This is a genomic window from Thermoanaerobacter ethanolicus JW 200 (genome assembly GCF_003722315.1).
Classification (GTDB): domain Bacteria; phylum Bacillota; class Thermoanaerobacteria; order Thermoanaerobacterales; family Thermoanaerobacteraceae; genus Thermoanaerobacter; species Thermoanaerobacter ethanolicus.
Genome location: NZ_CP033580.1, coordinates 2,073,538 through 2,086,018, shown reverse-complemented (window position 1 = coordinate 2,086,018; position 12,481 = coordinate 2,073,538). Strand labels below are relative to the sequence as shown.

Here is a 12,481-nt window from a genome sequence, read left to right as displayed (position 1 = left end):
AAATGGGAAAAATAGTGGATATAAAATTTACACTTAAAAGGTACAATTTCTATAAACCATTTCATATCGTTGGGAGCATTTCATCAGAGGCAACAAACATTGAGGTAGAAGTAACCCTTGATAGTGGTGCAAAAGGGTATGGAGAAGCATCGCCTTCATTTAGAGTTAATGGAGAAAGAGTAGAAGCTTTATTACAATTTGAAAATTTTGTAAAGGAAACAATCACAGGAATAGACGTGAAAAACTATAGAAAAATTTTTGATATTACGGATAAGATGTTTGCAACTCCAAGTTTAAAGGCAGCTGTTCAATATGCAGTGCTTGATGCTTTTTCAGAAGAAATAGGAATTCCTGTTTATCAGATATTAGGTGGTGCAAAGGATAAAATTGAAACGGATAAAACAGTAGGAATAGATAGTTTTAAGAATCGTATAGAGGAAGCAAAATCTATATATAATAAGGGCTTTAGGGTTATAAAAATCAAGGTTGGTGAAAACTTAGCAGAAGATATTGAAGTTATGGAATCAATTTTTGAGGTAACAAAAGGAGCAAAATATATTGTTGATGCAAATATGGGATATACTCATAAGCAAGCAGTTGAATTTATTAAAAAGGTATATAATATGGGAATTGACGTATCAGTATTTGAACAACCTGTTCTAGCAAATGATATAGATGGCTTAAAATTTGTTAGGTTTAATTCTCCATTTCCTGTAGCAGCAGATGAAAGTGCACGTACTAAATGTGATGTACTTAGGCTTATAAAAGAAGAAGCAGTAGACTACATAAATATAAAACTTATGAAGTCGGGTATTTCAGATGCTTTAGCAATTGTTGAGATGGCTAAAGCTGCAAATTTACAGCTTATGATAGGTTGCATGTCGGAGTCAAGTGTTGGAATAAATCAAAGTGTGCATTTTGCACTTGGAACAGGTGCGTTTAATTTTCATGATTTAGATTCACACTTAATGATGAAAGAAGAAATATTCAGAGGAAAATTTGAACAAAAAATATCAGAAATAATACCAAAAGAATGAAAAAATCAAAGAGTTGAAAGTAGTACGTATAAATCAGTTAAAGTGGTACGGATTTTTTCATTTTCGCTATGTTTAAATCAAAAATCCGAATCAAAAGGCGCACCTCTGCTTATTTTCGCAGACGTGCACCTTTTGTATTTGGCAGTATATGTAGTGCAACTTTACGGCAAATAATGAGATATAGTGACATTTTCGCAATTGTGGCACAAGTTTCTGCTGACTTCTCTTACAGCTTCTCTGTTCTCTTTATCTCCTGAGTCTTTTTTGTTTGTATTTTTCATTATATTTTATTATATTTTCTTTGTTCCTTTGACATTTTGTAGACACTTTCTCTCTTTACACCATCAAAATTCTTTGTCAAGAGGTGGGGTAGGTGTTTTCTGAATGCCTGCCCTTGCTTTTTAGATCAGAACATAATGTAATTATTAGCAATTTTACATTAAATGTAAATAACTTCATTATACTCTAGACCTCATTTGATACAGAGGCTATCCAGTATTTGCTTTTATATTCCCTTGTTACCCTTTTTACACACAATAAGGTATCCTCTTTCTAAATCGTTCAAAATTCCTATATCCATATGCCTCCCTCTTTGATACTTTAACTTTTGTTATGACATTTTGATTATATCTTCAGCTTTTAAAAGTTTTGTGATATAATTGTTATGCACTTATTCTGGCCTTTTGAGTGTTTTTAGTATTTGAACAATTATAATATAACAGGTATTTAGAACAAGTGCTCTATTTTTTTAAATAGGGTGTTATTACCCACCATTATAGAATTTTTTAAAAAATGAAAAAAGGAGAGGCGGACTTCTCACCTCTCCTTTTTCAATGTATTTTTTGGGAAGTGCAGAGATGGGAAGTACGATTAAGGGAGAAAACCACTCCTTAATACCATACTTACCACCTCCTGCACATACTAAATTGTATTTCTACTTTAATTAATATTATAAAGGTCAAAGAAAGTCAAAATTAAATAATTAAGTTTATCCACAATTTTTTGCCCAAAACATAAAAAAACACAAGGTAAATGAGATTTTTCTCTTTTTATTTCAATATTACGTTATTTTTCACTGGGTTTAATATTAAAATTTTTGACAACAAAGGAGTGCAAAAAATTTTATAATCATTAAAAAAATATTGATAAGCCATAAATATTAATGATATAATATTCTATGTATTCAGATTTTACATATTGTATAACACTTTTACTGAAAGGATGAAAATAAATGAAAACCATAATAAACACCGATGCTGCGCCAAAGGCTATTGGACCATATTCGCAAGCTATCATGATAGACGGCTTTTTGTACACATCAGGGCAAATAGCAATTGATCCTGCTACAGGAGAACTTGTAGAAGGAGGTATTGAAGCGCAGACGGAAAGGGTTTTAGAGAATATAAAAGCGATTTTAAAAGCTGCCGGAATGGACCTTAACAATGTTATAAAGACAACTGTATTTGTCACTAACATGGGGGATTTTGCTAAAATTAACGAAATTTATGGAAGGTATTTTAAAGACAATCCACCTGCCCGTTCCTTAGTTGAAGTAAAAAGTCTTCCTAAGGGTGCGCTTATAGAAATAGAAGTTGTAGCACATAAATAAAATTTTCTTTTTTTTTAAAGAATTATTAAACGATTACAAGCTGGGGAAATAAAAATAGGAGGTATCAACAGTTAAGAAATTTTAAGTAAAACAGTATAATTGTAACTAGAGCGATAAATAAATTTGTGCGCCTTACAATTCCAAGGAGAGTTTACACTAACAGCCATATGGATGTTATAGCAGAGGCTGTAAAAAGAGTTTATGCAAGAAGAGATAAAATAAAAGGATATAGATTTACTTATGAGCCGCCAATATTGAGGCATTTTACTGCGAGATTAGAACCGGTAGAATAAAAAATAAGGGGATGGGCAATTCACCATCTCCTTATTTTGTCTATAAAAATATCGAAAACTGTGATAAAATGAATATATGCATAAATTTGTAGAAGGAAAATCGGCATTTATATAGAATATATTGATAGGTGAGAGATGTGAAAAGGTTAGCTAAAATTATAGTTATATTATTGGTGATAGTTTACATAAGTAAAGTAGGGATAACGACTTTTGCAAACAAAAATAAAACTACAGTAGTGACTTATGGAAGTATTTTAATAGCCTTTAATGCCCAAGGATATGTTATAAAAAATGAAATAATGATAAATGCTCCTTTTGATGGTAAAATAAAAAAACTTGTACCAAGTGGAGAAAAAGTTCCCAAAGGTACTCCTATTGTGCAAGTTTATTCTGCTGATTTCGATGAGGAAAAACTACATCAATTAGATGAGGTAAACAGAGAACTAAAAAATCAGGATACTAATATACCTTTTTATTCAGATGTTCAAAAATTAGACGACATAATAAAGAAAGAAGAGCAAAATTATCAAAATGCGATACAGCAAAATAGCCCTGGTGCAGATAAAATACAAAAAAGGATTGAAGACTTAAAAGCCAAAAAAGAAGAAATTTTAAGTAAAGGGCCAATAATGCTCCAAAGAATTGAAAACTTAAAAGAGCAAAAGGAGTATTTAGAAAAATATGTAGAAAAAAATGTGATTACTGTAAATTCACCAGAGTCAGGAATTGTAAGTTACTATTTCGATGGCAGTGAAAGTATTCTACATGAAAAAGATATGTTCAATTTAAATCCGACACAACTTGAAAATTTAAACTTTCAATCCAAAGAAATTAGTACAGAAGTAAAAGGAGATTACCCTTTTGTAAAAATAGTGGATAATTTGGAGTGGTATTTAGCGTTGGTTTTAAATGAAAAACAACAGGACTTATTAAAAGAAGATAGTAATGTGAAAATTTTGATTGATAATTATGGTGGTGAATTGCGGGGAAAAGTTATAAAAACCTATAAAGGTGACGATAAATTATATATAGGAATAATTGAGATGATAGATGAATATCCCAACTTTTATAAAACTTCTAAAATAAATGTAAAAGTTAAAGTTAAAGAGTACAATGGACTTAAAATACCTCTTTCTTCTATTGTACAAAAAGAAGGAAAAGAAGGAAAAGAAGGAGTTTTTGTAATAAAAAATGGCAAAGTTCCTACTTTTAAAGAAGTAGTAATAAAGGCTACAGATGGCAAATATGCGATTGTAGAAAGCGTTGATAAAACATCTGGATTAAAAGTGTATGACGAAATAGCGGTAAATGGAGAGGATTACTTGAGCAAATAAGGGGGGATAAATACGACTATATGTGAAAATATAAGAAAGATAAAAGAAAACATAAAAGAGCATGCATTAAAGGTAAATAGAAATCCGGAGGAAATATTAATTGTGGCAGCTACTAAAACTTTCGGTGTTGAAACTATAAAAGAGGCTATTGCTTGTGGAATAACTGACATAGGTGAGAATAAGGTTCAAGAGTTAAATGAAAAGTATCCTTATTTAAAAAATGAGGTAGAATTTCACTTTATAGGACATTTACAGACAAACAAAGTGAAATACATTATTGACAAAGTTAAGTTGATACATTCTTTAGATAGTATTAAATTGGCAGAAGAAATAGACAAAAGGGCTAAACAAAAGAGTCTCATAATAGATTGTTTGGTGGAAATCAATATTGGTGGAGAGGAAAATAAATACGGAATTCCTCCTGAAGAAATGCATAATTTTGTTAAAGAAATGGAAAAATATGATAATATAAGAATTAGAGGGCTTATGACAATAGCTCCTTACCTTCCACCGGAAGAGGTAAGGCCCTATTTTAGAAAGATGAAAGAATTATTTGAAGAGCTAAAAGAAATTAAGCAACATAATGTACAAGTAGAATTTTTGTCAATGGGCATGTCCAATGACTATTGGGTAGCAGTTGAAGAAGGGGCGAATATTGTTAGAATTGGCACTTCTATTTTTGGGCAAAGACAATATAATGTGGAGGGATAATTAATGTCTTCAAAAGTGATTGATAAATTAATGAGTTTCTTTGGTATCGATGAGCCAGAAGAAGAGAAAGAAGAAGTAGACTCTTTACAACCTGTCATACCTTACGATAGAAAGCCTAAAATTGTCAATATTCATACACAGACCCAAGTAAAAGTTTTGATTTTAAAGCCAGAAAAGTTTGAACAAGTGATGAATATATGCAATGAATTAAAAAATAAAAAACCGGTGATTGTAGATTTACAAAAGATGGACAAAAATGAAGCTCAAAGAGTAGTGGATTTTTTAAGCGGTGCAGCCTATGCTCTTAATGGAGAGATAAAGAAGATATCTGGCTATATATTTTTAGTTGCGCCTGAGAATTTTGACATTACAGGGGATATAAAAGATGAAGTAAATTCTTTATACAATCTAAATTGATAAGGAGGAAATGATTTTGCCTGTAAATTTTGCAATTTTAACAGCATTAGATTATTTTTTTGAAGTTATAAATTGGCTTATATTGATAAGGGTTATTTTATCTTTGCTAAGAATGGAGAATATGTCAAATCCACTTTCTCGTTTTGTGATCGTAACGACAGAACCAATACTTGAGCCTTTTAGGACATTACAATTTAGGTCTTCTATTGGAAGAAATTTAATGATAGATTTTTCGCCGGTTTTGGCGATTTTGGTGATTCAGTATTTAGTTCGTCCTTTAGCTTTTAAATTAGTATTATTACTGATGAGGTATATATGATGGACAAAGAATTTACTGTATCCCGATTTGAAGACATAATTAAAGGCGTTTTAAAATCTAAAAGAGTAAAATATACAGACTTTTTAAGCCTCTCTGAACAAAAAATTTTTGAAAAAACTATATTAAAGTATCGACAGCAAGATATAAACTATAATCTAGATGGAGGATATCCTTTAGCAGAAAGAAAGATAGCAATTATTTACCCCGATTTTTTACAGCCGGAAGATACCCCTATTTGCGCTGTAAGAATTGAAGGCAATTTTTCTAAGCTATCTCATAGAGATGTGTTGGGTTCACTTTTAGGGTTAGGGATAAAAAGACAAAAAATAGGCGATATAATTGTAAAAGAGGATAAATGTGACATATTGTTACATAAAGATGTGGAAAGTTATGTACTTATGAACCTTTTTAAAGTCGGGAAAGAGAAGGTAAGAGTTAATTCAATTGACTTGAAAGATGTGATAGAACCTGAAATAAAATATAAGGACATTTTTTCTACCGTAGCCTCACTACGGGTTGACAGTGTGGCAGCTGCAGGTTTTGGTATATCAAGGACGAAGGCTTCAGAACTTATAAAGTCCGGTCTTCTTCAAATAAATTGGGAGTATACAGAGGACCCTTCTTCAGAAGTAAAAGAGGGAGATGTAATTTCTTTACGTGGTTTTGGAAGAATTAGATTAGAAGAAGTGAGAGGTAATACAAAAAAAGGTCGCGTTTCTGTACATATTCTAAGGTTTATATAATGTTACAAAAGAAAAGGAGGTAAATATTATGCTGACGCCTATGGATATACATAATAAAGAATTTAGGCGGTCTTTTAGGGGTTATAATGAAGAGGAAGTGGACGAGTTTTTGGATAAAATTATGGAAGACTATGAGATGTTATACAAAGAAAATGCGGAGTTAAAAGATAGAATTAATATAATGAATGAAAAACTTCAAAGCTACATAAATATGGAGAACACTTTAAACAATACTTTGATTGTTGCTCAAAATACTGCAGAGGAATTGAAAAGAAATGCAGAAAAAGAAGCACAACTTATCATACAAAATGCACAACAAAATGCAGAAAAAATATTAGAGAAGGCAAATCAAGAAGTTGTAAGAATAAGAATGGAGTTAGAAAGATATCGCAAGCAATTAAATGTTTTTAAAGCGAAATTTAAATCTCTTTTAGAAGCCCAGTTGGAATCAATACTTTCAATAGATGAGAAAGAATTGATTCCAGATGAGGATGAGGAGAAGGATGCAGAATAGATTAGGGGTTGTTGGAATATTGGTTCAAAATAGAGAAAATGTGGCAGATAGGGTAAATCACATATTGAGTGAGTACGGCCACATTATTGTAGGGAGAATGGGTATACCTTATAAAGATAGGGGAGTATCGGTTATCGCTTTAATAGTTGATGGTACAACGGATGAAATAGGGGCTCTTACTGGTAAACTTGGAAGTCTTCCTGGTGTAAAAGTGAAATCTGCTCTGACTGCATGAGATATGCATACTATTGACGAAAAACTTGTGGTATTATATAATTGTGTAAAAAATATTGTTAAAAGCTATGATGAGGACGAGTAAGTAGAAGCGACTTCCAGAGAGTTGGCGGTAGGTGCGAGCCAATAAGTTCGTTTCTACTGAAAATCACCTCGGAGCTGCAGGCTGAACTACAGTAAGCTGTGCCGGGTTTCCCGTTATCTTAAATGAGAGATTAAGGCAAAGTTTTTCTTTGTCTTAATAAGTAGGGTGGTACCGCGAACTTCTCGTCCCTGACGAGAAGTTTTATTTTTAGTTTGAAAGATAATATTTGAAGAGGAGGTAATGTTCAGTGGATTACAACAAGACACTTAATTTGCCGAGGACAGATTTTCCTATGAAGGCTAATTTGCCAACACGAGAGCCAGAGATATTAAAAAGATGGGAAGAAATGGATATTTATCATAAAACATTGGAAAAAAATAAAGGCAAGGAAAAATATATTTTACACGATGGGCCGCCTTATGCTAATGGAGATATACACATTGGAACTGCTATGAATAAGGTATTAAAAGACATTATAGTGAAATACAAAACAATGAGGGGTTATGATGCTCCTTATGTGCCAGGATGGGATACACACGGTCTTCCTATTGAACAGCAAGCTATAAAAACTTTAGGTATAAAAAGGCATGAAGTAAGTCCTACAGAATTTAGAAAAGTGTGTAGGGATTTTGCTTTTTCTCAGATTGAAAAGCAAAAAGCTCAATTCAAAAGATTGGGAGTAAGGGGAGATTGGGATAATCCTTATCTTACCTTGAATCCGGAGTATGAAGCTAAACAGATAGAAGTATTTGGTGAAATGGCAAAGAAGGGGTATATCTATAAAGGTCTAAAGCCTGTATATTGGTGCCCCAGCTGTGAGACTGCTTTGGCAGAAGCAGAAATTGAATACTTTGATGAAACCTCTGATTCTATTTATGTAAAATTTAGAGTTAAAGATGATTTAGGGAAATTCAAGGGAATTGTTGAGAATCTTAATAATGTGTATTTTGTAATATGGACAACTACTACATGGACTATTCCGGCTAACCTTGCAATTGCTTTAAATCCAGAGTTTGATTATGCGCTTGCAAAGTTTGGAGACGAAGTATATATAATGGCAAAAGATATGTTAGATACTGTAAAGAAAGAAGCTAACCTTTCAGATTATGAAATAGTTGCTGTATTTAAAGGAAAAGATTTGGAGGGCATGAAGGCTACCCATCCTTTATATGACAGAGATTCTTTAATAATCTTGGGTGAGCATGTAACTTTAGAAGCTGGTACTGGATGTGTTCATACTGCTCCCGGCCATGGTGAAGAAGACTTTTTAGTTGGGCAAGAGTATGGTCTTGATGTTTTAAATCCAATAGATGATAAGGGATATTTTACAGATAAAGCGCCAGGATATGCTGGGCTGTATTATGAAGAGGCTAACAAGGTCATAAAGGAAGACTTGAAAAAAGCTAATGCATTAGTGGCAGAAACCCGTATTACCCACTCATATCCTCACTGTTGGAGATGTAAAAGTCCAATAATATTTAGGGCGACAGAACAGTGGTTTGCTTCTGTGGAAGGATTTAGAGAAGAGGCACTAAAAGCTATTAAAGAAGTTAATTGGTATCCTTCATGGGGCGAAGAGCGCATAACTAACATGGTAAGAGATAGACGAGACTGGTGTATTTCAAGGCAAAGGGTATGGGGTGTGCCAATTCCTATATTCTACTGTGAAAAGTGTGGGAAACCGCTTATAAATGATGATACAATAAATGCAGTTAAAGAGATCTTCAGGCAAAAGGGTTCAGATGCATGGTTTGAAATGTCAGCTGAAGAGATATTGCCAAAAGGGATTACTTGCGAATGCGGTTCTACAAAGTTTAGGAAAGAGACAGATATAATGGATGTGTGGTTTGATTCAGGCTCCAGCCATGCAGCTGTGTTGCAAACTCATCCTGACCTAAAGTGGCCTGCAGAGCTTTATTTAGAAGGTTCAGACCAACACAGAGGATGGTTCCAGTCTTCCCTTTTGACATCTGTGGCAACACGTGGAAAAGCACCTTATAGAAACGTATTGACCCACGGATTTGTTGTAGACGGTGAAGGAAGGAAAATGTCAAAATCTTTAGGGAATGGTATTGACCCAGCTGATGTAATTAAAGAATATGGAGCAGATATTTTGAGGCTTTGGACTGTTTCTGCTGATTTTACTTCAGATATGAGAATTTCACAAGAGATTTTAAAACAGATGACAGAAGCGTACAGAAAAATACGTAACACTAGTAAGTTCTTGTTAAGCAATCTTTATGACTTTGACCCTGATAAGGATATGCTCCCTTACGAAGAGCTTTTAGAGATAGATAAATGGGCTTTATATAGGCTTAACAGAGTAGTTGAAGAGCTTACAGAGGCTTTTGATAAATATGAGTATTACGATTTTCTTCATCTGGTTCATACCTTCTGTGTAGTAGATATGAGTAGCCTTTACCTGGACATTTTAAAAGACAGATTGTACACTTATCCTGCTACTTCTAAAGAGAGAAGAGCGGCTCAAACGACACTTTACATTATTTTAGACACTCTTGTAAGGTTGATAGCACCAGTGCTTACATTTACTTCAGAAGAAATATGGTCATATATGAAGCACGACAGTCAAAATAATTTTGAAAGTGTTCAGTTAGCTGATTGGCCTCAAGTCCAAGAAAAATACAATAATCCTTATATAATAGAAAAATGGGAAAAACTTTTTGACATAAGAAAATATATTTCTAAAGCTCTTGAAATAGCGAGAACCGACAAAAAGATAGGTCACTCTTTAGAGGCACAAGTGGATATATATCCATCTCAAGAGCTTTATGATTTCTTTAAAGGCTTTAATGACCTCGAATATATGTTCATAGTTTCAAAGGTGGTACTTCACCAACCAGAAGAACCTGTTCCTCAAAATGCTTATGAAAGTGAAGATTATAATTTGAAGATTGTGGTAACCCATGCACCGGGGGAAAAATGCGAACGCTGCTGGATGTACAGTGAAACAGTAGGAACTATAAAAGAGCATCCAACTATTTGTGCAAGATGTGCTTCTCACATTGAGCAGCAAACACAAGTTTAAAAAGGGGATTTTTCCCCTTTTTAAACATTATTTTAGGAGGGATATTATGAATCTGCTTATAAAAAATGTAGCTTTGCTATCTATGAAAGAAGAACAGCCACTTATGGAAAACACCAATATCTATATTGAAGGCGACACGATAACTTACATAGGAGAAATTAATCCGGATATAAAAGTTGACAGAGTCATAGATGGAACAAAAAAAATTGCAATGCCGGGTCTTATAAATGCTCATACTCATTTGGGAATGTCTTTATTTAGGAATTATGCAGATGATGTGCCGTTATTTGATTGGTTGAGTAAACATATCTGGCCCGTTGAATCTAAACTTTCAGCAGAAGACGTTTACTGGGGTTCTTTATTGAGTATGATAGAGATGATTTATTCTGGTACTACTACTTTTTGCGATATGTATTTTTTTATGGATGAAGTAGCTAAAGCAACAGAAGAAGTAGGGATAAGAGGAGTGTTGACAAGGGGTATTATAGAAGAAAGTGACGCTGAAATAAATAAGGAAAAGTTAAGAGATACGCGAAAACTTTATAATACCTGGCATAATAAAGCGGATGGAAGAATCAAAGTAATGGTGGGTCCTCATGCACCTTATACCTGTAGCCCCTCTTATTTAAAGGAAGTAGTAGAGTTAGCTAAAGAGTTAAATACAGGAATTCATATTCATGTATCAGAAACAAAAAAAGAAGTAGAAGAAAGTTTCCAAAAGCATGGAAAATCTCCTGTGAAACATTTAAAGGACATAGGAGTATTTGATGTTCCAACTATAGCAGCTCATTGTGTTCATGTAAGCGATGAAGACATTGAAATATTAAAGGAAATGAAGGTATCACCAGTTTACAATCCTACCAGTAATGCCAAATTAGCCAGTGGTTTTGCTCCTGTGGATCAAATGCTAAAAAAAGGAATAAACGTAGCTTTGGGAACAGATGGCCCAGCCAGTAACAATAACTTAAACATGTTTGAAGAGATTCATTTTGCTGCCACTATTAATAAGGCGTTAAATTACGATGCTCTTGCTGTACCGGCATTGGAAGCTCTAAAAATGGCGACAATCAATGGCGCTAAAGCTTTATTGTGGGATAAAGAGATAGGTTCCATCGAAGTAGGGAAAAAAGCGGATATAGTGATTATTGATATTGACAAGCCGCATTTTTATCCACATCACAATTTAATTTCTGCTTTAGCTTATACTGCTCAAGCATCAGATGTGGATACAGTGATAATAAATGGCAAAATAATAATGGAAAATAGAGAAATAAAAACTGTAGATGTGGAAAAAGTAATGTATAACGTAGAGAAAAGGGCGAAGGAGTTAATAGGGAAAGAATAACATGGAAAAGGTATTCTGCTAAGGCAGGATACCCAAATTTTTGTAAGTTGACACTTTATTTGCATTATTATATGATGGCTTTAGTAGAAATTGTAAAATCATTTACACTAGAGCACATATTAAAAATGGGGTGATAAAAGTGCTATTAAAATCAGAAAGAGAACAAATAGTAGAATATGGTAAAAAACTTATAAATTCTAATCTTACAAGAGGTACAGGAGGGAATTTAAGCATTTACAATAAGGAAAAAGGATTGATGGCTATAACTCCTTCAGGAATTGATTATTTTGAAATTAAGCCTGAGGATGTAGTAGTAATGGACTTAAATGGCAATGTAATAGAAGGTAATAGGACTCCTTCTTCAGAGTATGAGATGCACAGAATTTTTTACGCTAACAGACAAGACATAAACGCTATTATACACACTCATCCAGTATATTCTACAACTCTTTCCTGTCTACATTGGGACCTTCCACCAGTTCATTACCTTGTGGCTTTAGCAGGACCAAATGTCAGATGTGCTAAATATGCAACTTTTGGTACAAAAGAATTGGCAGAAAACGCTTTTGAGGCTATGAAGGATAGAAAAGCTGTGCTATTAGCCAATCACGGACTTTTGGTAGGAGCTGAAGATTTGCCTAATGCTTTTAATATAAGTATTCAAATTGAGTACGTGGCAGAATTATATTACAGGTCAAAATCTATAGGAGAACCAGTTATTCTTCCAGAAGATGAAATGAGGTTAATGTTAGAAAAGTTTAAAACTTATGGGCAGGTAAAAAAATAATAAAGAG

14 protein-coding genes and 1 other annotated feature are annotated in these 12,481 nt (G+C 33.4%); of the genes, 13 read left to right on the top strand and 1 reads right to left on the bottom strand.

Features of this window, described 5'->3' with window-relative positions:
- The first annotated feature begins 2 nt into the window (after positions 1-2).
- Complete coding sequence (locus tag EB239_RS10475) at positions 3-1,037, top strand: L-Ala-D/L-Glu epimerase (RefSeq protein WP_003869635.1); 1,035 nt, start codon at positions 3-5, stop codon at positions 1,035-1,037.
- 527 nt (positions 1,038-1,564) lie between these two features.
- Here the strand turns inward: EB239_RS10475 and EB239_RS15265 are convergent.
- Positions 1,565-1,651, bottom strand: coding sequence for a transposase (locus EB239_RS15265; protein ID WP_129545180.1), 87 nt, complete (start codon positions 1,649-1,651; stop codon positions 1,565-1,567).
- Between the two features lie 617 nt (positions 1,652-2,268).
- Between EB239_RS15265 and EB239_RS10460 the strand changes: the two genes are divergently transcribed.
- From EB239_RS10460 to EB239_RS10405, 12 genes are all read left to right on the top strand, one after another.
- On the top strand, positions 2,269-2,646 hold the full coding sequence (locus EB239_RS10460) for a RidA family protein (protein ID WP_003869634.1): 378 nt from the start codon (positions 2,269-2,271) through the stop codon (positions 2,644-2,646).
- A gap of 125 nt (positions 2,647-2,771) precedes the next feature.
- Positions 2,772-2,939, top strand: a complete 168-nt coding sequence (locus EB239_RS10455) for a tryptophanase (RefSeq protein WP_228378986.1) — start codon at positions 2,772-2,774, stop codon at positions 2,937-2,939.
- Positions 2,940-3,076: 137 nt separating this feature from the next.
- A complete protein-coding gene (locus EB239_RS10450; protein WP_003869633.1) occupies positions 3,077-4,273 on the top strand; it encodes an HlyD family efflux transporter periplasmic adaptor subunit in 1,197 nt (398 codons plus the stop codon).
- 6 nt (positions 4,274-4,279) lie between these two features.
- A complete protein-coding gene (locus EB239_RS10445) occupies positions 4,280-4,984 on the top strand; it encodes a YggS family pyridoxal phosphate-dependent enzyme (RefSeq protein WP_208638276.1) in 705 nt (234 codons plus the stop codon).
- A gap of 3 nt (positions 4,985-4,987) precedes the next feature.
- Positions 4,988-5,401 carry a cell division protein SepF gene (locus tag EB239_RS10440; protein ID WP_003869631.1) on the top strand — a complete coding sequence of 138 codons (414 nt, stop codon included), beginning with the start codon at positions 4,988-4,990 and terminating at the stop codon, positions 5,399-5,401.
- 16 nt (positions 5,402-5,417) lie between these two features.
- Positions 5,418-5,720, top strand: coding sequence for a YggT family protein (locus EB239_RS10435; protein WP_003869630.1), 303 nt, complete (start codon positions 5,418-5,420; stop codon positions 5,718-5,720).
- Positions 5,717-6,463, top strand: coding sequence for a YlmH family RNA-binding protein (locus EB239_RS10430; RefSeq protein ID WP_003867668.1), 747 nt, complete (start codon positions 5,717-5,719; stop codon positions 6,461-6,463). Before EB239_RS10435 ends, EB239_RS10430 begins: the two co-directional genes overlap by 4 nt.
- Before the next feature lie 28 nt (positions 6,464-6,491).
- A complete protein-coding gene (locus EB239_RS10425; protein ID WP_003869629.1) occupies positions 6,492-6,977 on the top strand; it encodes a DivIVA domain-containing protein in 486 nt (161 codons plus the stop codon).
- Positions 6,967-7,212, top strand: a complete 246-nt coding sequence (locus tag EB239_RS10420; protein ID WP_003869628.1) for a TM1266 family iron-only hydrogenase system putative regulator — start codon at positions 6,967-6,969, stop codon at positions 7,210-7,212. Before EB239_RS10425 ends, EB239_RS10420 begins: the two co-directional genes overlap by 11 nt.
- 58 nt (positions 7,213-7,270) lie before the next feature.
- Positions 7,271-7,489 (top strand) — a binding site (T-box leader).
- A 54-nt stretch (positions 7,490-7,543) separates the two neighbouring features.
- The gene (ileS, locus tag EB239_RS10415) at positions 7,544-10,342 is read left to right on the top strand and encodes an isoleucine--tRNA ligase (protein ID WP_003869627.1); all 2,799 of its coding nucleotides are present in this window, start codon (positions 7,544-7,546) and stop codon (positions 10,340-10,342) included.
- A gap of 46 nt (positions 10,343-10,388) precedes the next feature.
- A complete protein-coding gene (locus EB239_RS10410) occupies positions 10,389-11,687 on the top strand; it encodes an amidohydrolase (RefSeq protein ID WP_003869626.1) in 1,299 nt (432 codons plus the stop codon).
- Between the two features lie 139 nt (positions 11,688-11,826).
- Positions 11,827-12,474, top strand: coding sequence for an L-fuculose-phosphate aldolase (locus tag EB239_RS10405; protein WP_003869625.1), 648 nt, complete (start codon positions 11,827-11,829; stop codon positions 12,472-12,474).
- Positions 12,475-12,481: the final 7 nt, after the last annotated feature.

Excerpts from the sequence above, each read along its gene's own strand:
- EB239_RS10410 (WP_003869626.1), top strand. The coding sequence starts at position 10,389 with ATGAATCTGCTTATAAAAAATGTAGCTTTGCTATCTATGAAAGAAGAA.
- EB239_RS10460 (WP_003869634.1), top strand. The coding sequence starts at position 2,269 with ATGAAAACCATAATAAACACCGATGCTGCGCCAAAGGCTATTGGACCA.
- EB239_RS10420 (WP_003869628.1), top strand. The coding sequence starts at position 6,967 with ATGCAGAATAGATTAGGGGTTGTTGGAATATTGGTTCAAAATAGAGAA.
- EB239_RS10430 (WP_003867668.1), top strand. The coding sequence starts at position 5,717 with ATGATGGACAAAGAATTTACTGTATCCCGATTTGAAGACATAATTAAA.
- EB239_RS10440 (WP_003869631.1), top strand. The coding sequence starts at position 4,988 with ATGTCTTCAAAAGTGATTGATAAATTAATGAGTTTCTTTGGTATCGAT.
- EB239_RS10475 (WP_003869635.1), top strand. The coding sequence starts at position 3 with ATGGGAAAAATAGTGGATATAAAATTTACACTTAAAAGGTACAATTTC.
- EB239_RS10425 (WP_003869629.1), top strand. The coding sequence starts at position 6,492 with ATGCTGACGCCTATGGATATACATAATAAAGAATTTAGGCGGTCTTTT.